This is a genomic window from Dactylosporangium sp. NPDC051087, from assembly GCF_055586325.1.
This window is the reverse complement of sequence record NZ_JBVJIJ010000017.1, coordinates 77,025-102,105: the sequence shown is the minus strand read 5'-3', so window position 1 is coordinate 102,105 and position 25,081 is coordinate 77,025. Positions and strand designations below refer to the sequence as shown.

General features: G+C 73.9%; 13 protein-coding genes and 2 pseudogenes. 5 read left to right on the top strand and 10 right to left on the bottom strand.

The annotated features are described in order from the left end of the window. The 7 genes from ACZ6TV_RS30515 to ACZ6TV_RS30485 are packed head-to-tail and all read right to left on the bottom strand — an operon-like array spanning position 1 to position 17,407. Positions 1-5,370 (bottom strand): non-ribosomal peptide synthetase/MFS transporter, encoded by a 5,370-nt coding sequence (locus ACZ6TV_RS30515; RefSeq protein ID WP_465300736.1) that lies wholly within the window; start codon positions 5,368-5,370, stop codon positions 1-3. Continuing rightward, on the bottom strand, positions 5,367-11,438 hold the full coding sequence (locus tag ACZ6TV_RS30510) for an amino acid adenylation domain-containing protein (protein WP_465300735.1): 6,072 nt from the start codon (positions 11,436-11,438) through the stop codon (positions 5,367-5,369). The genes ACZ6TV_RS30515 and ACZ6TV_RS30510 overlap by 4 nt, the downstream gene beginning before the upstream one ends. After that, complete coding sequence (locus ACZ6TV_RS30505; protein ID WP_465300734.1) at positions 11,435-12,643, bottom strand: 2-oxo acid dehydrogenase subunit E2; 1,209 nt, start codon at positions 12,641-12,643, stop codon at positions 11,435-11,437. The genes ACZ6TV_RS30510 and ACZ6TV_RS30505 overlap by 4 nt, the downstream gene beginning before the upstream one ends. Then, positions 12,636-13,601, bottom strand: a complete 966-nt coding sequence (locus ACZ6TV_RS30500) for an alpha-ketoacid dehydrogenase subunit beta (protein WP_465300733.1) — start codon at positions 13,599-13,601, stop codon at positions 12,636-12,638. The genes ACZ6TV_RS30505 and ACZ6TV_RS30500 overlap by 8 nt, the downstream gene beginning before the upstream one ends. Further along, complete coding sequence (locus ACZ6TV_RS30495) at positions 13,598-14,515, bottom strand: thiamine pyrophosphate-dependent dehydrogenase E1 component subunit alpha (protein WP_465300732.1); 918 nt, start codon at positions 14,513-14,515, stop codon at positions 13,598-13,600. The genes ACZ6TV_RS30500 and ACZ6TV_RS30495 overlap by 4 nt, the downstream gene beginning before the upstream one ends. Then, the gene (locus ACZ6TV_RS30490; RefSeq protein ID WP_465300731.1) at positions 14,496-15,953 is read right to left on the bottom strand and encodes a condensation domain-containing protein; all 1,458 of its coding nucleotides are present in this window, start codon (positions 15,951-15,953) and stop codon (positions 14,496-14,498) included. The genes ACZ6TV_RS30495 and ACZ6TV_RS30490 overlap by 20 nt, the downstream gene beginning before the upstream one ends. Beyond that, positions 15,950-17,407, bottom strand: coding sequence for a class I adenylate-forming enzyme family protein (locus tag ACZ6TV_RS30485; protein WP_465300730.1), 1,458 nt, complete (start codon positions 17,405-17,407; stop codon positions 15,950-15,952). The genes ACZ6TV_RS30490 and ACZ6TV_RS30485 overlap by 4 nt, the downstream gene beginning before the upstream one ends. Between ACZ6TV_RS30485 and ACZ6TV_RS30480 the strand changes: the two genes are divergently transcribed. From ACZ6TV_RS30480 to ACZ6TV_RS30470, 3 genes and pseudogenes are all read left to right on the top strand, one after another. Further along, the gene (locus tag ACZ6TV_RS30480; RefSeq protein ID WP_465300729.1) at positions 17,350-18,810 is read left to right on the top strand and encodes a condensation domain-containing protein; all 1,461 of its coding nucleotides are present in this window, start codon (positions 17,350-17,352) and stop codon (positions 18,808-18,810) included. The two genes, ACZ6TV_RS30485 and ACZ6TV_RS30480, sit on opposite strands and share 58 nt — an antisense overlap. A 140-nt stretch (positions 18,811-18,950) precedes the next feature. Beyond that, positions 18,951-19,070: pseudogene (locus ACZ6TV_RS30475) on the top strand (transposase); the annotation flags it as partial. A gap of 178 nt (positions 19,071-19,248) precedes the next feature. Further along, positions 19,249-19,539 (top strand): annotated as a pseudogene (locus ACZ6TV_RS30470) (transposase); the annotation flags it as partial. Positions 19,540-19,560: 21 nt separating this feature from the next. Here the strand turns inward: ACZ6TV_RS30470 and ACZ6TV_RS30465 are convergent. Both ACZ6TV_RS30465 and ACZ6TV_RS30460 read right to left on the bottom strand, forming a co-directional pair. Next, on the bottom strand, positions 19,561-21,066 hold the full coding sequence (locus ACZ6TV_RS30465) for an MFS transporter (RefSeq protein WP_465300728.1): 1,506 nt from the start codon (positions 21,064-21,066) through the stop codon (positions 19,561-19,563). 196 nt (positions 21,067-21,262) lie between these two features. Beyond that, positions 21,263-21,706, bottom strand: coding sequence for a hypothetical protein (locus ACZ6TV_RS30460; protein WP_465300727.1), 444 nt, complete (start codon positions 21,704-21,706; stop codon positions 21,263-21,265). A 177-nt stretch (positions 21,707-21,883) separates the two neighbouring features. Here ACZ6TV_RS30460 and ACZ6TV_RS30455 point away from each other — a divergent pair, with 177 nt between their 5' ends. After that, positions 21,884-22,210 (top strand): helix-turn-helix domain-containing protein, encoded by a 327-nt coding sequence (locus tag ACZ6TV_RS30455; RefSeq protein WP_465300726.1) that lies wholly within the window; start codon positions 21,884-21,886, stop codon positions 22,208-22,210. A gap of 53 nt (positions 22,211-22,263) precedes the next feature. Here ACZ6TV_RS30455 and ACZ6TV_RS30450 read toward each other — a convergent pair whose 3' ends face one another. Then, positions 22,264-23,724 (bottom strand): glycosyl hydrolase family 18 protein, encoded by a 1,461-nt coding sequence (locus ACZ6TV_RS30450; RefSeq protein ID WP_465300725.1) that lies wholly within the window; start codon positions 23,722-23,724, stop codon positions 22,264-22,266. Positions 23,725-23,959: 235 nt separating this feature from the next. Between ACZ6TV_RS30450 and ACZ6TV_RS30445 the strand changes: the two genes are divergently transcribed. Next, positions 23,960-24,991: a Gfo/Idh/MocA family protein gene (locus ACZ6TV_RS30445; RefSeq protein WP_465300724.1), complete on the top strand. Its 1,032-nt coding sequence runs from the start codon at positions 23,960-23,962 to the stop codon at positions 24,989-24,991. The last annotated feature ends 90 nt before the right edge of the window (positions 24,992-25,081 follow it).

Here is a 25,081-nt window from a genome sequence, read left to right as displayed (position 1 = left end):
TCAGTCGGTGCGGCGGTCGGCGGCGTGTGCCGCCGCGTCCAGGGCGTGCCGGATGTCGGCGGCGCGGGTGTCCAGCACGGCCAGGCCGACCAGGTCGTCGGCGAGGCCGTCGGGCACGTCGTCGTCGAAGCGGCGCAGCACCCGCAGCCCGACCGCGGCGATGACGGCGATGGCGACCGCGAACACGGCGAACATGAGACCGAGCCCGCGTTCCGGGCCGGTGCCGAAGACCTGGCCGGCGCTGCCGGCGAGGGGGCCGCCGTCGCGCAGCAGGGGGCGGAACAGTTCGGCGCCGAACGGTGCGACGATCCCGAAGCCGATCGGCATCGTCGACCACGCGATCAGCGTGTTCAGCGAGAACACCCGCCCGTGCAGCCGCTGCGGCACCTTGACCTGGATGATGGTGGTGTACACGCCGTTGAGCAGGGTCAGGGCCAGGGCCATGCCGAGCGCGCCGGCGCCGATCAGGACGAGGTCCTGCCGCAGGCCGGTGACGAACGCGGACGCGGCCAGGCCGAGCGTCGCGACGAGGACACCGAACATCCGCCGGTGCCGCGGCCCGCCCCAGGCGGCCATCACGACGCCGCCGGCGAACACGCCGAGCGCTGACACGAACGACACCTGGCCGACCTGCCGCAGCGTGGCGAACGACAGGACCAGCGGCGAGATCATCAGGAAGAGCGCGGACAGCGGCACGTTCAGCACGGCGAACCACAGCAGCATGCGCCGGAAGTTTCGGTTGCCCCAGACGTACCGGAAACCGCCGGCGATCTCCGCGCGCAGCGTCTCGTGGCGCCGCCACGGCATGGTGGCGGGGAACCGCACCGCCAGGACGACAACGACCGCGACGAGGTAGGTCACCACGTCGAGGGTGAGGATGCCGCGCAGCCCGATCGTGGCGAGCAGCCCGGCGCCCAGCAGCGGGGCGATCAGCTGGGCCAGGCCCGCGCCGAGCTGGCCGATGCCGGCGGCGTGGCCGAGCAGCCGCTTCGGCACCAGCTGGGGGATCGCCGAGGTGTAGGCGATGCGTTGGAACGCCAACGCGACCGACAGGGCGACCGTGGCCGGGTAGAGCGCGGTGACGCTCAGGTGCCCGGCCCAGAGCAGCGCGGCGAGCACCGCCTGGACCCCGCCCGCGGCCAGGTCGCCGGCGAGCACGATGCGGCGCCGGTCGTACCGGTCGACGAGCGCCCCGGCGATCGGCAGCGTGATCAGGCCGGGGACGAGGCCGAGCACCGCGAACAGCGCGAACTGCGCGACCGACCCGGTGGTCAGGTAGATCCAGACCGGGATGGCGAACTCGGTGAGCGCGGACCCGAACATCGACGCCAGCTGGCCGACGGAGACGGCCGCGAACCGGCCGAGGCTCGGCTGTGGGCCGGTCCTGACCTCACGGCCGTGCGACACGGCGTGCCGGAACCAGGTGCGGTCCGGCTCGTCGGCCGGCGCCTCCGGCTCGAACATGGGCGTGTCGATGATGTCGGCGATCTCGGCGGAGCGGTACTTGAGGAAGAAGTGGCCGGCCTCCCGCAGGACCACGACGGCGCTGTGGTCGGACAGGAAGTGCCACTCGCGGAAGCGTTCCTCGTAGAACTCGGTGGCGGGGTCGCGGGTGCCGACGACGGTGACGAAGCGGGCCCGCAGCCGCTCGGCGCCGGTCTCGTACATCTCGGTGTAGTACCGCTCGGCGTCGACGGAGTCGCGGCGCAGGTTGCGCACGATGTGGCGGGCCTCCGCCGGGTCGAGGTCGCCGAGGTCGGCGCCGATCGACGTCAGCCAGTTGTGGTAGACCCGGTCACCGCGCAGGCCCTCCATCCGGGCGATCTTCGACAGCGTCCGGGCCAGGCGGCCGCGCGGCTCGGCGAACGGGAACATCGCGCCGATGTAGACGGTGTGCACGTCGCGGCCGGCCGCCTCGAGGCGCCGCGCGAGGGCGATGGCGAGCGCCGACCCGACCGCGCAGTGGCCGTACAGGCTGATCGGTCCGGTGACCGTCTCGAGGATCTCGGCGACGCAGCGGTCGATGAGCGCGTCGAAGTCGAGCCGGTCCTCGATGACGCCGACGTCGTGGCCGGGGATGGCGACGGAGTACAGCGCGTACCGTTCCGGCAGCGCGTCGGCGAGGGGCTGGTACACCACGGCGCTGCCGCCGCCGAACGGCACGCACACGAGCGAGATGCCGGCCTGCGGGCGGTTCGGCGTGAGCCGGCGGATCAGCGCCCGCGGACCGTCGTCCGGCCGGTCGACGAGGGCGGCGAGCTCCCGGACCGTCGGGTTCTGGAAGAGGTCGACGACGCCGACCGACGCGCCGGCCTTGCGGAGCCGGGCCACCACCTGCGTCGCCAGCAGCGAGTGGCCGCCGAGGTCGAAGAAGTCGTCCTCGGCGCCAACCGATGCGACGTCGAGCACGGCCGACCAGACGCCGGCGACGAGCCGCTCAGTCGCGGTGACCGGCGCGGAGCCCGGACCGGTGCCGCTCGCCGCGCGGACCGGGGCCGGCAGCGCGCGCCGGTCGAGCTTGCCGTTCGCCGACAGCGGCAGCACGTCCAGCTCGACGAACGCGGCCGGGATCATGTAGTCGGGCAGCAGCCGCTTCAGCGCGGCCCGGTCCGGTGCGGCGCCGACCACGTACGCGACGAGCCGCTGGTCGCCGGGGCGGTCCTCGCGGACGACGACGGCCGCGTCGCGGACCCCGGCCTGCTCGCGCAGCACCGCCTCGATCTCGCCGAGCTCGATGCGCAGGCCGCGCAGCTTGACCTGGCCGTCGATGCGGCCGAGGAACTCCAGCGTGCCGTCGGGCCGCCAGCGGGCCAGGTCGCCGGTGCGGTACAGCCGGGCACCGGGTGCGCCGTACGGGTCGGGGACGAAGCGTCCGGCGGTCAGCCCCGGGCGGCCCAGATAGCCCTCCGCGACCTGGACCCCGCCGATGTGCAGCTCGCCGGGCACGCCGGTGGGCTGCGGCCGGAAGCGGTCGTCGAGCACGTGCAGCGTGGTGTTGGCGACCGGGGCGCCGATCGGCACCCGGTGCGCGTCGCCGAGCGCCCCGGCGGTGACGGCCCAGGCGCTGACGTCGACGGCGGCCTCGGTCGGGCCGTACAGGTTGTGCAGCTCGGCGGCGGGCAGCGCGGCCAGGCAGCGGCGGGCGAGGTCGGCCGGGAGCTCCTCCCCGGAGCAGACGACGGCCCGCAGCGCCGCGCCGCCGAACGCCGCCTCGTCGGCGAGGAAGGCGGCGAGCATCGACGGCACGAAATGGACCATGGTGACGCCCTCGCGGTCCATCAGCGCCCGCAGGTACGCCGCGTCCCGGTGACCGCCCGGCTTCGCCAGTACCAGACGCGCGCCGGTGATCAGCGGCCAGAAGAACTCCCAGACCGACACGTCGAAACCGGCCGGGGTCTTCTGCAGCACCACGTCGCCGGCGGTGAGCCGGAAGCGTTCCTGCATCCAGGTGAGCCGGTTGACCACGCCGCGGTGGCCGTTGGGCACGCCCTTGGGCCGTCCGGTCGAGCCGGAGGTGTAGATGACGTAGGCGGTGTCGCCGGCGGTCGCCGTGCCGGTGGCGGTGGTCTCCCGCGGTCCGGCGGCGGGCAGCGCGTCGAGCCGGATCACCGGGCAGGTCGCGAACGCGTCGTCGAGCCCGGCCGGCGGGTCGAGCACCAGCACCGCGCGCAGGTCCGCGTCGGCGGCCATGAACGCCAGCCGCTCGACCGGGTACTCGGGGTCGAGCGGCACGTACGCGGCGCCGGTGCGCAGCACGCCGAGCAGCGCGCCCGGCAGCTGCGCCGACCTTGGCGCGCACACGCCGATCCGGGTCCCCGGTCCCGCGCCCGCCGACCGGAGCGCGGCGGCCACCCGGTCGCAGTAGCGGTCCAGCTCGGCGTAGCTCCACGTGGCGCCCTCGAACGTCACGGCCGGCGCGTCCGGCGTGGCGGCGACCTGCGCGGCGAACAGGCCGGGCAGGGTCGCGCCGGCGTCGAACGGGGCGGCCGTCGCGTTCCAGGCGGCCTGCGCCGCGCGTTCCTCGTCGTCGCGCAGGTCGAGCGCGGCCACCGGCGACAGCGGGTCGGCGACGACGCCGCGCAGCAGCGCGGTCAGGTGGCCGACCAGCCGCCGCACGGTGTCCGCGTCGAACAGTGCGGTGCTGTAGATGAACTGGCCCCACAGCCCGCCGCCGGCGGTGTCGCTGACGTACAGCTCGAGGTCGAACCGGGTCGCCCACGACCTGATCTCGTATCCGTCCAGGCCGTCGCCGCCGCCCGAGCCGTAGTTCTGCACCGCGAGCAGCGCCTGGAACAGCGGCGACCGGGACACGTCACGCGGGAGGTTGAGGTCGGCGACAACCCGTTCGAACGGCGTGTCCGCGTCGGCGTACGCGGTGAGCGCGGTCTCCCGTACCCGCAGCAGCAGCTCGGTGAACGTCGGGTCGCCGCTCAGGTCGACGGGCATGACGAGGGTGTTGACGAAGCAGCCGATGACGTTCTCGAGCTCGGGGACGCCCCGGCCGGCGACCGGCGAGCCGACCGTGAGGTGGGTCTGGTGCGCGTGCCGGCCGAGCAGGTACGCGTACGCGGCGAGCATCGTCATGTACAGCGAGGCGCCGTGGTTGTCGGCCAGGGCCCGGATCCCGGCGGCGAGGCCGGCGTCGAGCTCGAACTCGACGCTGGCGCCGTCGTAGGTCAGCTCGGGCGGGCGCGGCCGGTCGGTCGGCAGCCCGAGGGGTTCGACGCCGCCCAGGCGCCGCGTCCAGTGGGCGACGTCCGGTGCCGGCCGGTCCCGCTGCCAGGCCGCGTAGTCGCCGTACTGGACGGGCAGGGCGGGCAGGTCGCCGCCGTCGTACGCGGTCATCAGCTCGGTCAGCAGCAGCGGCACGGACCAGCCGTCGATGGCGATGTGGTGCACGGTCATGGCGAGGATCGCCTCGCCGTCGACCCGGACCAGCGCGGCGCGCAGCGGCTGCTCGGCGGCGAGGTCGAAGCCGCGGGCGTGCAGCGCCTCGACCGCGGCCCGGGCGGCGGCCTCGTCGGCGGCGTCGACGACCGCCAGGTCGACGGCCGGGTCCTCGTCGATGACGAGCGTCGGTACGCCGTCGTCGCGGGCCGGGAACCGGGTGCGTAGCGCCTCGTGGCGGGCGACGACCCGGTGCAGCGCCGCGGCCAGCCGGTCGGCGTCGACCGGGCGCCGGATCCGCCGCGCCACCGGCACGAGGTAGGCGCGGTTGCCGGGCGCGTACTGCTCCATGAACCAGAGCCGCTCCTGCGCGTACGACAGCGGCGGCACCGTGCCGGCCGGCCGGGTGGGGACGGTCCGGGTCGCCGTGCGCCGCCGCAGCCGTTGGGCCAGCAGCGCCTGGCGTGCCTCGTCGACGGTCATCGAACCTCCGCTTCCAGCAGGCCGGCGACCTCGTCGTCGCTGAGTTCGGCAAGGTCGTCGAGCAGCCGCTGCTCGACCGCGGCGGCCAGGTCGGCCAGCCGGCGGTGCGTGAAGAGCAGGCGGATGGGCAGGTCGAGGTCGGTCATCGCGCGCAGCCGCGCGGCGACGCGGACGGCGAGCAGGGAGTGCCCGCCGAGGGCGAAGAAGTCGTCGTCCACGCCGGGTCCGGCGAGGCCGAGGACCTCGGCCCAGATGTCGGCGATCAGCTGCTCGGCGTCGGTGCGCGGCGGCGTCGAGGTGCCGGTCCCGTCGCCGGTGGGCGCCGGAAGCGCCCGCCGGTCGATCTTTCCGGTGCGGGTGCGGGGGATCGCGTCGACGGCGATCCAGCGGTTGGGCACCAGGTGGCCGGGGAGCCGGGCGGTGAGCCGGGCACGGACCTCGTCGAGCGGCGCCGGGCCGGCCACGTATGCGACCAGGGCGCCGTCGTGGGCCGCGACCGCCGCCGCGGTCACCCCCGGGCACGCGAGCAGGTGGCTCTCCACCTCGGCCGGTTCGATCCGGAAGCCACGGACCTTCAGCTGGTCGTCGAGCCGGCCGGCGAAGCCGAGGCGGCCGTCGGCCCGCAGCCGCACGCGGTCGCCGGTGCGGTAGACGCGCCCGCCGCGCCAGGCGACGAACCGTTCCCGGGTGAGGTCGTCCCGGCCGAGGTAGCCGCGGGCGAGGCCGTCGCCGCCGAGCAGCAGTTCGCCGTACGCGCCGGGCGGCACCGGGCGCAGGCCGGCGTCGACCACCGCGACGCGCACGCCGGGCAGCGGCACGCCGATCGCCGGTGGGCCGTCGGTGTCGTGCGGGCCGAGATCGGTCGACGTCGCGATGATCGTGGCCTCGGTGGGCCCGTACGTGTTCACCAGCCGGACGGTGTCGCCGAACCGGGCCCGCCAGCGGGCCACGGCCGCCGCGTGCACCGCCTCGCCGCCGAGGATGACCAGCCGCAGCCCGGGCGGCCAGGCGATCGCGTCGATCTGGGCGACCAGGTCGTGCCAGTACGCGGTGGGCAGGTCCAGCACGGTGACGTCGGACCCGGCCGTACCGGCGAGGACGTCGGGCAGGGTGAGCGGGCCGTCCGGGAGCAGCCGCAGCGTGGCCCCGGCGGCGAGGGCGGGCCAGATCTCCTCGGCGTGGGTGTCGAACGCGAGCGGCGCCAGCTGCACGACCGTGTCGCCCGGGCCGAGCCGGTAGTCGCGGCGCATCCAGTCGACGCGGGCGGCGAGCGCCCGGTGCTCGACGACGACGGCCTTCGGTGTGCCGGTCGACCCGGAGGTGTGCAGCACGTACGCGGCGCCGTCCGGTGCCGCGTGGTCGACGGCGCCGCCGTCCGGGGCCGGCGCCGGTGCCTGGAACGTGGGCAGGCCGTCGGGCCACGGCGCGTCCCCGACGGCCAGGACCGCCCCGGCGCCGGCGACGAGCGCAGCGATCCGTCCGGCGGGCTGGTCCGGGTCGACCGGCAGGTACGCGCCGCCGGCGCGCCAGATCGCCAGCAGCGCGACGACGGTGTCGATGTCCCGGTGCGCGGCGACGGCGACGACCGGCGCGTCCGCGGCGGACGACGCGCGCAGCGCGGCGGCCATGGTGTCGGCCCGGCGGTTGAGCTCGCCGTACGTCAGCGACCCGGAGCCGCAGCGGACCGCGACCGTGTCCGCTGCCGGCAGGCGGGGCAGCCCGCTCACCGGCGGCGCCGGCGGGCCGGTCGCCGGCGCCGCGAGGGCGTCGACCAGGGCCTCGTCGTCGGCGGTCAGCAGCGGCAGCGCGCCCACCGGGGTCGCCGGGTCGGCGGCGATCGCCGCGCACAGCACCTCGAACCGGCGCGTCCAGCGCTCGACCGTCGCCGCGTCGAGCAGGTCGGTGTCGTAGCCGAAGACGAGCGTCAGCCCGTCGGGGGTCCGCCACGCCTCCAGCATCAGGTCGAACTTGGACTGGCCGTAGCCGGAGTCGAAGAACGACGCGTCCAGGTCGGCGAACCGGTCGGCGGCGGTGCCCTCGTCCTGGGTGTGCAGGATGCACATGGTCTGGAACACCGGCGGTGCCGACGCGTCCCGGCTGGTCCGCGCGACGAGCTGCTCGAACGGCGCCTCGGCGTGGGTCAGCGCGTCCAGCACGCTCTCGCGGGCCCGGCCGAGCAGGCCGGTGAACGGCTCGGCCGGGTCGACCTGGTTGCGCAGCACGACGGTCCGGGCGAAGTAGCCGACGGCCCGCTCGACCTCGACCCGGTCCCGGGCCGCCAGGGTCGAGCCGACCAGGACGTCGCACTGGCCGGTGTGCCGGGCGAGGAACGCCTGGTAGGCCGCGATCAGCACGGCGAAGAGGCTGGTCCGTGCCTGGCCGGCGAGGCCCTCGAGGCGGGCGGTGACGCCGGCCGGCAGGCGGGTGCCGTGGAACGCGCCGCGGTGCGTGGGCTCGGCCGGGCGGGGCCGGTCGGCCGGCAGCTCCAGCACGGGCGGGTCGGCGAGCTGGTCCCGCCAGTACGCGAGGTCCGCCGCCGGGTCGCCGGTCGCCGCCGGTACCGGTGGCAGCGGCGGCAACGACCGGCCGGCGTACAGCGCGGCGAGGTCCTCCCGCAGGACGTTGAGCGACCAGCCGTCCCCGGCGATGTGGTGCATGATCAGGCAGAAGACGTGGTCGTCCGGGCCGAGCCGGAGCAGTGAGGCCCGCACCGGGGCGCCCGCGCGCAGGTCGAACGGCGCGTTCGTCCGGGCGGCGACGGCGGTCTTGGCCGCCGCCTCGGCGTCCGGCTCTGCCCCGAGGTCGAGGTCGTCGAACGGCACGGTGGCGGGTCCGACCGTGACGGCCGGGTCGCCCTCGACCTCCGGGTAGGCGCACCGCAGCGCGAGGTGCCGTCCGGCGAGGGCGTCCAGGGCCCGCCGCAGTGCCTCGCGGTCCAGCCGGCCGCGCAGGCGGAGCACGATGAACATGTTGTACGACGCGTCGTGCGGGTCCAGCCGTTGCAGAAACCACAGCCGGCGCTGGGCGTCGGTCAGCGGCGGCGCGCCGGCTGGCACCGCCTGGACGCCGGTCTCCGGGGCGGCCGGGATCCGCTCGGCGAGGGCCTCGACCGTCGGGTGGTCGAACAGGTCGCGGACGGTCAGGCCGGGCAGCCGCGCCGCGACCTTGACGCCCAGCAGCGAGTGGCCGCCGAGCGCGAAGAAGTCGTCGTGGGCGCCCACCTCGGCGGTGCCGAACACCTCGGCGAACGCGGCGGCGACGCGGGCCTCGGCGGCGGTCCTCGGCGGCACGTGCACGGCGGCGGTGAGCGGTCGCGGGTCGGGCAGGGCGGCCCGGTCGACCTTGCCGTTCGGGGTGAGCGGCAGCGCGTCGAGCACCGTGACGGTGGCCGGCACGGCGTAGGCGGGCAGCGTGGCGCGGACCGCGTCGCGGATCGCGTCGCGGATCGCGGCGGGGTCGATGCCCGCGCCGGGGCGGGCGGTGACGTAGGCGGCGAGCGCGTCGTCGCGGACCGCGGCGACGGCGGCGGCGACCCCCGGGCAGCCGGCCAGCGCCGTCTCGACCTCGCCGAGCTCGATGCGGTGGCCACGGACCTTGACCTGGGTGTCGAGCCGGCCGAGGAACTCCAGCGTGCCGTCGGCCCGGCGGCGGACGCGGTCGCCGGTGCGGTACATGCGGGCGCCCGCCGGACCCCACGGGTCGGGCACGAACCGGTCGGCGGTCAGCCTGGGGCGGCGCAGGTAGCCCAGGGCGACGCCGGCACCGGCGATGACGAGCTCGCCGGGGACGCCGGTGGGGACGGGGCGCATCCGGTGGTCGACGACGTAGACGCGGGTGCCGGGGATCGGGCCGCCGATCGAGATCGCCGACGGGTGCTCGGGCACCGGCCAGTACGTCGACCAGATCGTCGTCTCGGTCGGGCCGTACACGTTGGTCAGCCGGTCGACCTTGCCGCGCAGCTCGGCGGCGAGCGCCGCGGGCAGCGCCTCGCCGCCGACCAGCGCGGCGGGCACGTCGCGGTCGAAGCCGGCCGCGAGGAGCATCCGCCAGCCGGACGGGGTGGCCTGCACGTCGGTGACGCCGTGCGCGGCGATGAGGCGCCGCAGCGCCGCGCCGTCGCCGGTCTGCGCGTCGCCGGCGACGACGACCCGGCCGCCGCGGCTGAGCGGCAGGAACAGCTCGAGCCCGGAGATGTCGAACGACAGCGAGGTGAGCGCGAGCCACGCGCGGCCGTCCTGCGGGCCGGTGACGCCGGCCATCGCGGCGACGAACGCGGCGAGCGCGCCGTGCGGCACGACCACGCCCTTGGGCCGTCCGGTGGATCCGGAGGTGTACAGCACGTAGGCCGGGTCGTCCGGGCCGGTGGCGACGGCCGGCGCCGGCTCGCCGACGGGGTCGTCGGCGTCGATCAGCAGCGCGGCCGCACCGAACCGGCCGGCGAACGCGGACTCGGTGAGGACCGTGCCGACGCCCGCGTCGGCGACGACGAACGCGAGCCGGTCGGCCGGGTACGCCGGGTCGAGCGGCAGGTACGCGGCGCCGGCCCGCCACACCGCGAGCAGCGCGACCACCATGGCGGGGGACCGGGACAGCCCGACGCCGATCAGCGGCCCACGCCCGTGCAGGCGGGCGGCCAGCCGGTCGACGGCGGCGTCGAGGTCGCGGTAGGTGAGCTCGACGCCGTCGCCGGTGACCGCGACCGCGTCCGGCGTGGCCCGGGCCTGCGCCCGGAACAGCTCGGCGACCAGCGGCGTGCGCTGCCCGGCGCCGGTGTCGTTCCACCGGGTCAGCGCCTCGCGCCGTTCCTCGTCGTCGAGCCGGCGCAGGTCGCCGATCGCGGTGTCGGGCCGCTCGGCCGCGTCGTCGAGCAGGACGAGCAGGCGGCGGACCAGCCGCTGCGCGGTGCCGGGGTCGAACAGGTCGCGGTCGGCGGTGAGGACGCCGACCGCCGTCGCGGGGCCCTGGATGACGTCGAGGGACACGTCCGTGCGGGCGACGTCGAAGGGGTGGTCCAGCAGTTCGACGTCGAGGTCGCCGAGGCGCGGCCGGTCCTGCTCCTGCCGCAGGTACATGATCATGGCCTGGAACAGTGGGGTGCGGCTGCGGTCGCGGGGCGCGCCGGTCGCCGACACCACGCGTTCGAACGGGGCGGGGTGGCTCAGCGCGCCGAGCACGGTCCGGCGGGCGGTCCGCAGCAGCGCGCGGAACGTCGGGTCGCCGGACAGGTCCGTGCGCAGGACGAGGGTCTCGGCGTAGCAGCCGACGCGGTCGTTGAGGTCCGGGTCGTCGCGGCCGAGGACCGGCGTGCCGAGGCAGACGTCGTTCTGGCCGCTCATCCCGCCGAGCAGCAGCGAGAACGCCGCGACCAGCGCGGTGTAGACGGTGGTGCGCTCGGACCGGGCGACGGTCTCCAGACGGCGCAGCAGGTCGACGGGGATGTCGAAGACGACCGAGCTGCCGTGGCCGCGGCGCACCGGCGGCCGGGGCCGGTCGGTCGCCAGGTCCAGCACCGGGGCGCCGGCCAGCCGTTCGGTCCAGTACCCGAGGTCGGTCCCGTCGGCGGCCGGCGCCGGCGGCGGCTCCGGCAGGTCCGGCAGGTCGGCCGGGACGCCGGTGGTGTACGCCCGGTACAGGGCGTCGAGGTCGCGGCGCAGCACCTGCAGCGACCAGCCGTCGGCGGCGACGTGGTGGGCGGCGATCGCGAGCACGTGCTCGCCGGGCCCGGCGTCGATGAGCAGCCAGCGGACCATCGGGCCGGCGACGAGGTCGAACGGGCGCGTGACGAACGCGGCGACCTGCTCGCGGGCGTCCTCGAGGCCGTCCGCGACGGCGGTCTCCAGCCGGACGCCACCGGCCGCCGGCACCAGCACGGGCCGGCCGTCGACCACGTCGATCCGGGTGCGCAGCGTCTCGTGCCGGTCGGTCAGCGCCGCCAGCGCGTGCTCCACCGCCGTCCGGTCCAGGTGACCGCGCACGTGCATGACCAGCGGCAGATGGTACGACGCGTCGGCCGGGTCCAGCTGGTGCAGGAACCACAGCCGTTCCTGGGCGGCCAGCAGCGCGGTCATCGCGGGTCCTCCTGCGGTGGGTCCTGCAAGGTCCGGGTGAGGTTCTCGTTGAGCGCGCGGTGCAGCGCGGTCAGGAACAGCGCCGCCTCGCGGCCGTTGACGACGCGGTGGTCGTAGGCCAGGCCGACCTGTGACACGGTCCGGGTCGCCGGCCGGCCGTCGTCGTCGAGGTACAGCTCAGGGCGCGGGGCGGTGACGGCCACGGCGCACGTCTGGCCCGGGTACACGATCGGGACGGCGAGGCTGATGCGGGCGTCCAGGTGCAGCGTCAGCGTGATGTTCGCGCCGTCGAGCTCGGCCGGGCGGAACGTGCCGCCGGCCGCTGCCACCCGGAACCTGGTCAGCGCGCGGGCGATGTCGGCGAGCGGAGCGGTGCCCGCGTCGCGGACGACCGGGACGAAGAGGCCCTCGCCGAGGTCGACGGTGACGCCGACGTGCGCGGCGTCCGCCGGGTGCAGGGTGGTGCCGTCGTCGTCCAGCCGGGCGAAGCACACCGGCAGGTCGGCGTGCGCCGACCCGATCGCGGCGACGAACAGTTCGGCGAGGCCGACCGGCCGGCGTACCGCGCGGGTCAGCCGCGGCGCCTCGCCGAGCGCGGCGCCGACGTCGATCGTCATCACGGTGTAGGCGGCCGGGATGGTGGCGCTGGACCGCGCGACCGTCCGGGCGACCGCCCGCTGGTTGCGCGACAGGCTGCCGGACCGGTCGGTGGTGCCGTTCCGCGGCGCGCCGGGCCGGTCAGTAGTGCCGGACAGCGGCGCGCCGGGCCGGTCGGTGGTGCCGGGCCGGTCGGTCGTGCAGGACGGCGGGGCGCCGGCCAGGGCGTCGATGTCGGCGCGGCGGATGATCGGGCGGCCGAGCGCCGCGACGCGGGCCTCCGCGATGCCGAGCTCGGCCATGCGGGCGCGGGCCGGCGCGGTGATCGTCGGGCCGCCGGCGCGGGCGGGCTGCGGGACCGGCGCCTGGTCGGCGGCGGGGTCGTCGAGGAGCGCGATGACCTGCCCGGGCGCGATGTCGGCGCCGGGCGCGGCGCGGTGGCGCAGCACGCCGCTCGCCGCGGCGGTCAGCTCCTCGACCGCCTTCGACGTCTCGACCTCGGCGACGGGGGCGCCGGCCGTCACCGCCTCGCCGTCGGGGGCGAGCCAGGCGAGCAGCAGGTAGCTGTCGTCGTTGGTGTTGAGCTTCGGTACCGCGATCTCAGTCACGGACGGTCCTCACCAGCGCGTCGTAGATGGTCTCGGCGCTCACGAGCACGCGCCGCTCCAGGTGCGGCGCGCTGGGGATGACGGTGTCGGCCGCGTGGACGAGCGTGACGGGCGCGGCCAGGTCCGCGAAGTGCCGGGCGTGCACGTGGTGTGCGACCTCGGCGCCCCACGTGCCGCCGGCGGTGCCGTCCTCGGCGACCACCACGTGCGCGACGGGCGGCAGGTCGAGGTCGACCGGGTACAGGCGGGACGGCACCACCAGCAGGCCGGCGATCTCGTCCTCGATCAGCAGCGTGCGCAGCGCGGCCATGGCCCGCTCGGCCATCCCGCCGGGAGCGACGAGGACCAGCTCAGGCCGTTCCCCGGTCCCGGCGTAGGCGACGCCGTCACGCACCTCGACGGTGAACGGGTCGGTCACGGGATGCATGCGGCGGGTGTAGAGGATCTTGTCCTCGACGAACACGCACGGCTGCGCGAGGGCCAGCATCTCGGCGAACACGTCGGCCGCGTCGCGGAACGGCGACATCTCGAACACCGCGAGGCCGGGCACGCCGATGAGGTGCTTGGCCAGGTTCTGGCTGTGCGTCGGCCCGTAGCCGCGGCCGCCGCCGCTGGGGCAGCGCACGATCATCCGCATCGGCAGCCGGTCGCCGTACATGGTGACGGACTTGGCGGCGAAGTTCACCAGCGGGTCGAAGCCGAGGGCGAGGAAGTCGGCGAACATGTACTCGACGATCGCGGTGTCGCCGGCCAGCGCGAGGCCGGCCGCGATGCCGGTGATGGCCGACTCGCTGATCGGGGTGGACAGCACCTGTTCCGGGAAGCGGGTGGAGAGCCCGCGGGCGACCTTGAACGCGCCGCCGTACGGGTCGAGGAGATCCTCGCCGACGAGGTACGCCCGGTCGTCGTTCGCCAGGACGGTGTGCAGCGCGGCGTTGATGTTCTCCGCGACTCTCACCGCTCGGTCCACTCGGCCGGTGGGCGGGCGGACACGTCGGCGACGACGCGGGCGACGCGGTCCCGTTGCGCGCGGTCGAGGTCCGGTGCGGTGGCGGCCGCTGCCGGGTACCAGTCGGCCAGTGCCGCGACCTGCTCGGCGGGCCGGGTGTCGTCGCCCTTGCTGTGCGGGCCGAGCCTCGGCGCGCGGAACTCGGCGATCAGCGGCGCGCCGTCGCGGACCGCGGCGACGAGCGGCGCGAGCCCGGCCCGGATCGTGCCCGGGCCGGTCGCGGTGATGAGGGTGTGTGCCAGGCCGAACGCGGCGGCGCGGCCGGCGATGGTGCCGGCCATGGCGTGTTCGGTGGGCGTGGACTGGGCGATGCCGTTGTGCTCGACCACGACCAGCAGCGGCAGGCGCCACAGCGCGGCGATGTTGAGCGCCTCGTAGACCGCGCCCTCGCCCCAGGTGCCGTCGCCGATGTACGCGCAGGCGAGCGCGCCCGGCCGGTGCCGGCGCAGGTGCAGCGCGAGACCGGCCGCGACCGGCAGGCTCTCGCCCTGCACGCCGGTGGACAGGTAGCCGTGCCGGTGGATGTGCTGGCTGCCGCCGACGCCGTGGCACACGGCGCCCTCCCGGCCCATGATCTCGGCGAGGAGCCCTTCGGGGTCGTCGAACCGGGCGAGGTAGTGGCCGTGACCGCGGTGGTTGCTCAGCACGTGGTCGTCGGGTCCGAGCAGGCCGCTGACGGCGACGGGCACGTATTCCTGGCCGAGGCAGGTGTGTGTGGTCCCGGACAGCTCGCCGCGCGCGAACAGGTCGAGCAGCGCCGTCTCGAAGTGCCGGATGAGCAGCATCGCCGCCAGGTCGGCGGTCGCTTCGGTGGGTGCTTCGGTGGGCGCTTCGGTCGCCGCTTCAGTTGGCGCTGACAGCATTCACGACTCCGTTGACCGTCGGGTGGTCGAAGAACGTGTCGATGTCGACGTCGATGCCGAGCGTCTTGCGCATCCGCGCGATGATCTGCGTCGCGGTCAGGGAGTCGCCGCCGAGGTCGAACAGGTCGTCGTCGGGGCCGATGCCCTGGTCGCCGAGCACGTCGCGCCAGATGGCCAGGACCGGTTCGACGAGCTCGCCGCCGTGCGCCGGGACCGTCGCGGCGGCCGGCGTCCCGGCGGTGACGGCCGGTGCGGCCGCGGCCGGGGCGGACAGGTCGCGGAGTCTCGTCTGCGGGGCGGCGGCGATCCGGGTGAGCACCCCGCACAGGTCCTCGGCGAACCGTGCGGCGACCGGTGCGGCGTCGGCCGAGGAGCGCAGGTTCGCGGTGACCGTCGTGCCGTCGTCGACCGCCTGCAGTTGCAGGTCGCCGCGGACGCTTCCGGCGAAGGCGAGCCAGTCGACGCCGGCCGGGGCGCCGTCGAACACGGGTGCGGGGCCGATGCGGCGGTAGCTGACGGAGACGGGCGCGAGAGCGGCGTGCGGCCGCAGCCGGCGTACGGCCCGCGCGAGGGGCACCGACCGGTGGGGGTACATGTCGCGGAGCGCGGCGCGCAGTCCGGCGGCGAACTCCGCGAAGGTGGCGTCCGGGTCGGGCCGGGAGTCGGCGGGCAGCTCGGTCGCGTAGGAGCCGATGGCGACGGGCGATCCGGGTTCCCGGGTGGACAGATCGACGCCGGTCGTGACGCGGGGGTTGCCGTACCCGCCGAGCGTCGCGTGGATCGCGGCCAGCAGCGTCTCGAAGCGGGTCAGCCCCGGCAGGTCGGGCACGGGCGGCGCGAACGGGTGGACCTGCCCCGGGCCGTGGTCGCGTCCGGTGAGGACGTGGTCGCCGACGACGACGACGGGTAACGGCTCGGCCCACCGGCTGGACCAGAACTCGGCCGCCGCGGCCCGGTCGACGGCCAGCCGCGCCGCCTCGGCGGCGAGCTCGTCCGCGGCGGTGCGGGGTAACGGCACGGGGATCTCACCGGCGTAGAAGGCGGCCAGGTCGCGCAGCAGCACCTCCTTGGACTGCCCGTCGAAGACCAGGTGGTGGGCCGTGATCAGCAGCGTCCGGCCGGACAGCGTGAACCGGACCAGCGGCCCCTCGCCGAGGTCGAACGGTCGCGTGGCCTCCTCGTCGAGCGGCTCGCCCGGCCCGGCGACGCGCAGGACGGGGACCGTGGCGGCCCGGGTGAGGTAGGCGATGCCGTCGCGGTCGGCGATCGCGCTGGACAGCAGCGCGTGCCGCTCGACCACCGCCGCGCACGCCTTGGCCAGCAGCCCCGCGTCCGGGTCGTGGGCGAACGTGACGACCAGCGGCATGTGGTAGGCGGTGGGGGCGGCGCCGGACCCGGCGACCCACATGCCGTGCTGGACCGCGGATGCCTGGATCATGACAGGCTCCTCTGCAGGGATCGTTTGTCGACCTTGCCGCCGCGGTTGCGCGGAAGCTTGTCCACGACGTGGACGAGGGAAGGGACCTCGTGCGGCGCGAGGCGGCCGGCGAGGAACGCCCGCAGCGCCTGCGCGGTCAGTGCCGTGTCGCCGACCACGATCACGGCGGCCAGCTCGACGCCGAGCACGTCGTGGGGGAGCGCGACGACGGCGGCGTCGGCGACCGCCGGATGCTCGTGGATGGCCGCCTCGATCGCGAGCGTCGACACCCGGTGCGCGCCGGTCTTGACCACGTCGCTGTCCCGCTCGACGAGGTACAGGAAGCCGTCGGCGTCCAGGCGACCGACGTCGCCCATCCGGACCCAGCCGTCCTGGAACGCGGCGGCGCTGGTCGCCACGTCACCGAAGTACGCGCGGGCCGGGGCGGGCGAACGCATCCAGACGGCGCCGGTCTCGCCGGGCGCGCAGGGCCGCCCGTCTTCGCGGGTGACCCGGACGCCACCGCCGGCGATCGGCCGGCCGACGCTGTCCGGGCGCTCCGGGTCGTACGTCATCGCCGTCTGCGCCGGGGCGGCCTCGGTCGAGGTGTAGTAGTTGACGATCGTCGCGTTCGGGAACGCGGCCACGAGGCGGGCGGCGACCGGCCCCGGCAGCGGCGCGGCGGCCGACCCGAGCAGCCGCACGCTGCTGAGATCGTGACCGTCGGCCACGGTGAGCAGCTCCATGGCCATGGCGGGCACGACAAACACCGTGCCGGCGGACCAGCGGGCGATGGCGCGCGCGAACCGCAGCGGCGTGAACCGCGGCAGCGTGACCACGGCGGGGTGGGCGAGCAGCGCGTTCATCAGCATGACCTGGCCCGCGTTCGTGCCGATCGCGAACGCGTGCAGCAGGTGGCGCGAGTGCCGGAACGGCCGGTGCCGGGCGCCCGATCCGTACGTGACGTTGGCGTGGCTCGCGGCGACGCCCTTGGGCCGTGCCGTCGTGCCGGACGTGTACAGGATCTGCGCGAGCCCGTGCGGGGTGGAGAGGTCGTCGCCGCCCTCATCGTCGTAGGCGTCGCCGGGGCCGATCGCATGGGTCCAGCCGGCGGACCAGCCGGGCGGGCCGCCCGCGTGCACCAGCCCGGCGGCGCCGCAGTCGGCGAGCATGTGCGCGACCTCGGCGGGCGCCGCGTCGCCGGCGATCGGCACGGCGGCCGCGCCCAGGCGTTGCACCGCCACATACGCGACGGCGTAGTCGAGCCAGTCCGCGGCACCGAACCGCAGGCCGACCCGGTCGCCCGGCGCGACGTCCTGCCGCAGCCGCTCGGCGAGGCCGGCCGCCCGCCGCTGCCAGGCGCCGAACGTCAGCGCGCCGACGCCGTCAACGACCAGCGCCTCGCGGTCCGGCTCCGATGTGGACCGGTCGGCGAGGAGGCGGGGAACCGTTGTCGGGGCCGCTTGCAAAACCACGGCAACAGGGTTGCATGACCCATGGATCTCCTGCAATATTTCACGAACTCGACTTTAGAAACTGGACAGGAACGGGAATGAACTCGACTCGACGTGGCCCGCTTACCTGCGCGCAACGTGAGTGGTTCATGGACGTCGGCGTCGACGCGGACTCGGAACGGTCCTCCGCCGCCAACTTCACGACCGTGGTCCAGGGCTCCGGCGCACCGGTGGGTGCCGTGCTGGCGGCGATCGGCGACCTGCTCGACCGGCACGAAGGCCTGCGGACACTCATGCCCGTGACCGCCCCCGGCCAGCGCGAGCAGCAGGTCCTCCCGGCACAGGAGCGGCTGGGTGAAGTCGTGCGGGTCGCGCCGGCCGGCGCCGAGGCGGACCGGGCGATCGCCGCGGCCGCGGCCACGGCGTTCCGGCTCGGGGAGCAGCAGCCGGCACTGTTCGTGCTCGCGGTCGACGCCGGAGCCGTGCGCCAGGTCGGCATCGTCGTCGACCACGCCGCGATCGACGGCTGGGGCGTGCGGGTGCTGCGCACCGACTTCTTGCACGCCGTGCGCAGCCGGATCAGCGGCCGCGGCGCGTTCGACGGACAGCCGGCGCCGGAGCAGCCCCTGGAGACGGCCGAGTGGGAGGCGTCCGGACCGGGCCGGGCCCACGCCGGGCGCGCCGAGGCGTACTGGCGGCGCCAGCTCGGCGCGCTGCGCGACGGCCTGGCCGGCTGGCACCCCGACAGCGGACCCGCGCCCGCCGAGCCGGTGCTGCAGTCCCGGTGGCTCGCCTCGGCGCACGCCGCCCGGGCCGCGCAGGCCGTCGCCGACCGCAACGGCGTGCCGGTCTCAGCGGTCTACCTGACCGCCTTCGGCACGGCGATCGCCCGGGTCGAGGACGCACCCTGCGTCGGCGTCCGGGTCCTGGCCGCGAACCGGCTGTCGGCGGGCACCCAGGCGTCGGTCCGCAAGGCCGTCATGCCCGTCCCCGTCCTCGTGCCCGGCACCGGCGCCCTCGAACCCCGCCTGGCGGTCACGGCCACGAACCAGCTGCACGGCCACCGCTTCGCCAACCTCGACCCGGCCACCGCCGCCGCGGTCAGCACCGAGCTCCTGGGCCCGCTGGCCGGCACCGGCGCGGCGGTCGCCCGCTTCAACTACATCGACGCGTCCATCGTCGGCAGCGCCGCGAACAGCCGCTCCCTCGGCGCCGAGGCGATCCCCTTCACCGACCCCGCCGTGCAGGACCGCGTCACCGGGCAACCGGACCGCCCGGGCGGCTCCCGCTACATCCTGTCCGTCCAGCACCGCCCCGCGGCGGCGCTGATGACGATCGCCTGCCACACCGACACCGCCTGGGCCCCCGCCGCCGGCGACATGCTCCGCCATGTCGAGGAACTCCTCGTCCACGCCTCCGCCTAGGCCGTGACTAGCGGATCTTGGGGTTGGGTCGTTGTACCGGTGTGGCGCGTTTCGATCTGACTGATCGTGAGTGGGTGATTCTAGAGGCCTTGCTGCCTGAGCAGGGCGGACGTGGCGGCAGGTGGCGTGATCACCGGTAGGTGATCAACGGGATCTGCTGGGTGAAACGGACGGGCTCGCCGTGGCGGGACATGCCGGAGCGGTACGGGCCGTGGCGCACGGCGCATCTGCGGTTCCGGCGGTGGGCCGAGGACGGCACCTGGGCCCGCCTCAAGCAGCAGGTCATCGCTCTGGGCGAAGCGGAGGGCGACATCGACTGGGACGCCCAGGCCGACTCGACCTTTGTCCGTGCTCATCAACACGCCGCTGGGGCTCGCAAAGGGGGCTCGATCCGGCTGATTCGCAGGCGCGGCAGGGCCTGGGTCGTTCCCGCGGGGACTGACCACGAAGGTCCACACTATGACCGACGGGCGCGGGCGGTCACTCGCCACGCGGATCACGCCCGGTCAGGCTGCCGACAACAAACAGTTGATTGCGTTGCTGGAGCAGATCTCGGTGGCGCGGCCTGGTGGAGTGGGCCGGCCGCGGAAGCGCCCGGACTCGGTGACCGCCGACAAGGCGTACTCGTCCAGGGCGAACCGGGCGGCGCTGCGGGCTCGTGGGCTTGTCGCGGTCATCCCGCAGCCGAAGGACCAGATCGCCAACCGGGCAAGGAAAGGATCACGCGGTGGAACCTGCCGGCGTCCCGGGTCACCATCGGCCTCCGTCATCGCTCGGCGCGGCATGCGCCGAAGCGAACTCGCGTGGTACCTGATCGTGCGACTGTGTTGCGGCGGAACGAAGATCGAACGGCACCTCGTTGCGGTACCACCACGACGTCGACCTGACCTGTCCATGCGTCCGCCGCGGTCCCAGATCAGGGCTGTTCGTTTCCCCGGCGGCTTCGGTGGGCGAGCTGATGTGCTGTTCCCGGGCGGCGCGCAAGCTGTTCGCGGCGATCGCACTGGCAATTACCGTCGGCTGCGGCCACCAGGCGACGATCAGCGCCATGGCGGCCACCCCGGCGATGGCGAAGTATCCCACCACGTCTGACAGCCGAAAATGGTCAGCAAGCCAGCCGACGAAGATGATGGAACCGCCCTGGACGAGATGTACGCCAGCTTGCATCGTCCCGAAAGCACGTGCCCGGTACTCGGCAGGCAACACCTGAACGAAGAGCCCGTTCGTGGCAGGCAGGATTCCCGACAGGGTGGCGCCGGAGATCAGCGTCATTGCTGCGACGCCGTAAATGTTGAGGTCGAACAGTGCGGGGACGAGCGCCAGCGGCGTAAGGAGGGCGAACGGCCGGATCAGGGCGACTCGGCGGCGGGGTTCGACCAGCCGGGTCATCGCCGCGCTGCCGCCGACAAACCCGATCGCGGCCGAGACCATGATCGCGCCGAGATAGACCGCGTCGAGCTTCCCGGCGAGATCGGCGGACCAGGCAGCAGCGAGACCTTCTGAGACGACGCCGAAGCAGACGCCAGGGAATACGACGAGTGCGATCGAGCGCATGACCGGCGAATGGAACACCACCGCGAAGCCTTCGACGGTCTCGCGTATCGGGTTGGAGCGCTGGAGTGCAGTCGGCGTCGGCGTGCGTTCCTTGACTCGCCAGGCGACAAGTATGGCCGAGACGGCGAAGCAGCCGGCGTTGAGCACCAATGCATACCTGGCGTCGACGATCGTCAGTGCGGCTCCCACGGCATAGCCGGCGATGAGGGCGAACTGGCCGGCGGTGCGCTGCAGTGTCAAGGCGGTCGTGTACCGCTCGCCCTGCGCGATGTGCGGTAGCAGGCCGGAGCGGGCGGCGTCGACGGGCGGACTGAGCAAGGCAATGACGAACAGCAGCAGCATCAGCGTGCTGACGGGCATGCTGACGAAGATGGCGAGGGCGGTCATGATGACCGTCCGGATCAGGTCCGACAGCACCATGGTCCTTTGATGGGGTTGCCGCGCTGCGACCGCCGTCAGGACCGTGCCGATGCCGAGCCATGGCAGGTAGCTGATCGCGAACGCCGCCGCTGACGCGATCGGAGACTCGGTGCGCAGGTATACCAGTGCGATCACCGCCGCCCTGGCCGCGCTGGCGCCGAACCACGACAACGAACTCGCTGTGAACACCGCCAGGTATTCAGGGTCGGTCAGCGTTGCCCTCGCGGTTGCCGAGCGCGCAGACTGCTCTGGATCGGCACGCGAGACCGGGTCACGGGTCACTCCAAATACGCCGGCCGGCGGCCTTTGGCGTCTGCCTGGCGCGTCATGTGCCGCCTCGCCGTCGTCTGCCTGTCGGCTGCTCGCGGGCGGTGGTTCAGCCGCCAGCGCGGCGATGAGTCCATAGGACGCGCCGTCCCGCCGTGCCGGCTCCGCAGGGGCTGCCGCCATCGCGCGTACGAACCGGCCGAGGCGCGAGTCAGCTCGCAGCATCATGCACCTCAGCAATCGACTCGACAGCGGGTGGCTCGGAACAGGACTGTCCGCTGGTGGACGGCGGCTGCACCGGCGGGGGAAGGGAATGCTCGACGGCCGGCACCGCACCTGCATCCGGAGCGGCCGCGGCGGCGACCGGAATGGTTGCGAAAAGTCTGGCCACCATCAGCGGAGCAGCGAATCCGGCGAGGAAGGCGACGATAGGAGTCGGCAGCTGGCTGGAAGCGCCGAGTGCAGCGGTCAATCCACTGCCCACAAAGAGCCGCAGTGTGACGGCAAAGATGACTATCGGCCGATCGGCGGATCGTCCCCATGGCCAACGCCAGCGTCTACGATGGTCGACCGGGCGCATTGAGGCCGACAGGTTGAGCGCTTCGGCGACTGCGCTGCCGAGCAGCCCCCAAAGGCATGCTTGCCAAGTCGACATGCAGCGCAGCGCATTCGACGAACTTCAACTCGTCATCCGACCAGTCGACGGTGCGTGAGTGCCGTGTTGGCCGGCTGTTGTCGACGATCATCGGCGTGGGTCGACTCCGCGCTGTCGGCGGCAAGTCGTGGTCCCGGTGGCCTTTACTGTGACGCAGTACATAGGCATGCTTGAATGGTGACGAATGTCATCGCGACGGGGTCGATGGGGGATGTGCCGGGGTCGGAAGCCGAGCGGCTGCGTGCGTTGCGCGGGCAGCTGACCGAGCGGCTGATGGAGGCGCACCGGGCGGCCGGGGAACCCTCGTACAGTGTGATCGCGGACCAGGTCGGGGTCTCCAAGGCCACCGTGGGCCGGCTGCTCAACGGGGTCGGGGAGCGGTCGCCGAAGTGGCATCACATCGACAACATGCTCGAGGTGTTCGGGCGCAGCGACCGGGACGTCGAGCGGCTGCGGGAGCTGTGGATCGAGATCCGCCGCCTGGAGAAACCGACCGGCGGCTGAGACGCAGAACCGCCGCAGCCCCGAAGGACTGCGGCGGTCCGGTCAGCCGATGATCAGCCGAGGCCGTTGCGCATGGCGGTGATGAGCTCGCCGTTGCTGGTGTCGCCGGAGAACTCCCAGAAGAAGGCTCCGCCGAGACCCTGGTTCTTGGCGTAGGTCATCTTGCCGGCGATGGTGGACGGGGTGTCGTAGCTCCACCAGTTGCTGCCGCACTTGGAGTACGACGTGCCGCCGACGGTGCCGGTGGGCGGGCAGCTGTTCTTGAGGACCTTGTAGTCCTCGATGCCCGCCTCGTACGTGCCGGGGGCCGCACCGGTGGCGGTGCCGCCGGGCGCGGTCTGCGTGACGCCGGTCCAGCCGCGGCCGTAGAAGCCGATGCCGAGCAGCATCTTGCTGGCGGGAACGCCCTTGCTCTTCAACTTCTGGATCGCCGCGTCGGACCAGAAGCCCTGCTGCGGGATGCCCGTGTAGGAGTTGAGCGGCGAGTGCGGGGCCGTCGGGCCCTGCGGGGAGAACGCGCCGAAGTAGTCGTAGGTCATCGGGAACACGAGGTTGAGCTTGGAGATGCCGGAGGCGTAGTCGGCGGCGTCGAGCTTGCCACCGTTGGAGCCGTCGGCCGAGATCGCGGACGTGATCAGGAAGCTCTGGCCGAACTTGTTGCGCAGCGCCGAGATGACGTTGTTGTAGCTGGCCGGGCCGCTGGAGTCGCAGCTGAGGCCACAGGCGTTCGGGTACTCCCAGTCGATGTCGATGCCGTCGAAGACGTCGGCCCAGCGGGAGTCCTTGACCAGGTTGTAGCAGGAGTTCGCGAAGCCCGTCGGGTTCGCCGCCGCCTGCGTGAAGCCGCCGGACCAGGTCCAGCCGCCGAACGACCAGATCACCTTGATGTTCGGGTAGAGCCGCTTGAGCTTGCGCAGCTGGTTGAAGTTGCCGCGCAGCGCGCCGGCGTCCCACGTGTCGGCGACGCCGTCGACCGAGTCGGCCGCGGTGTACGCCTTGTCGTAGTCGGCGTAGCTGTCACCGATGGAGCACTGGCCGCCGGTGGTGTTGCCGAACGCGTACAGGATGTGCGTCAGCTTCGACGCGGAGCCGCTGGTGACGATGTTCTTGACGTGGTAGTTGCGGCCGTAGATGCCCCACTCGGCGAAGTAGCCGACGAGGGCCTTGCCGCCCGGCTGGGTCGGCGGCTGCGAGGTCGGCGGCTGCGACGTGGGCGGGTTGCTCGTCACCGGCGGGGTGGTGGGGTTGGTGCCGCCACCGCAGACGCCGTTGTCGGCCCAGACGCCCCACTGGCCGCTGGCGGTCGGCACCTCGTTGGTGGTCCACCACTTGGCGGTGTAGTTGTGGCCCTGGTAGGAGGCGACATTGTCCTTGACGTAGACGGCCGAGGCGCTCCATGCCGGGGCACAGGCAGCGGCGGCGTTGGCCTGGACCAGTGGCACGACAGCGGTCGCTCCGGCCACGGCGGCGACGACGGCCCCGACCAGGAGGACCTGGCGAAGGGATCGTTTCACGTTCACCTCACCTAACAGTTAGGAAACTTTGTTAATTGGTTCCTGTGACGGTAGACACATCCATGACCTTCAGTCAAGCGGCGATCAAATATTCATGGGAGACGATGGTTGATGATCGCGGCGCCGGCCGGGGAGAGCGGGCAGGTGGGCAGGCATGGCGGACACCGGGCGACGCCACCCGGGGGCGGTGTAGCTTCGCGGTGAGCACTCTGTACAGCCGAACCGAAGGACGAACGTGAGCACCTCACTGCCCAGCGCCCGGACCATCGACCCCATGGCGGCACCGCCGATCAGGTGGGGCATCATCGCGCCCGGCTGGATCGCGGGCCAGTTCGCCGGCGCGCTGCACCGGCACTCGAAGTCCACGGTGACCGCGGTCGGCTCGAGCTCCGTCGAGCGGGCCGAGGCGTTCGCCGCGCAGCACGGCGCCGCCCGCGCGTACGGCTCCTACGAGGCGCTCGTCGCCGACGACGGCATCGACGCCGTCTACGTGGCGTCACCGCACAGCCACCACTTCGCGCAGACCCGCCTGGCGCTGGAGGCCGGCAAGCCGGTCCTCGTCGAGAAGGCCTTCACCCAGAACGCCGCACAGGCGGCCCAGCTCATCGAGCTCGCCCGCGGCTCGGGCCTGCTGCTGATGGAAGCCATGTGGAGCCGCTTCCTGCCGCACTACGACGTCGTGCGGCAGCTCATCGCCGACGGCACGCTCGGTGCCGTCCAGACGGTGATCAGCGACCACGGCCAGCACTTCGACATCGAGCCCACCCACCGGCTGCTCAACCCGGCACTGGCCGGCGGCGCCCTGCTGGACCTCGGCATCTACCCGATCTCGTTCACGTCGTTCGTCCTCGGCGCGCCGGACGCGATCCAGGCGACCGGCACCATGACGACGACCGGCGTCGACGCCCAGGTCTCCGCGGTGCTGCGCACCGGCAGCGCGCACGGCATCATCTCCACGACCCAGACGGCGGCGTCACCGACCACGGCCAGCATCTCCGGCACCGCCGGGCGGATCGAGCTCGGCGGCCCGTTCTACCAGCCGCAGGCCGTGCGCTTCACCGACCTCGCCGGCACCACCCGCGAGTCCGTGCCACCCACCACCATCACCGGCCACGAGGGCCTGGTGCACCAGGCGGCGCACTTCGCGGAGCTGCTGACGGCCGGCGCCACCGAGTCGCCGCTGCTGCCGCTGAGCGAAACGCTCTCGATCATGCGGACCATGGACGAGATCCGCCGCCAGATCGGCCTCGTCTACCCCAACGAATAACCCCCGGCGGGGGGGGGGGGGGGGGGGGGGGGGGGGGGGGGGGGGGGGAGGGGGGGGGGGGGGAGGGGGAGTGGGGGGGGGGCGGGGAGG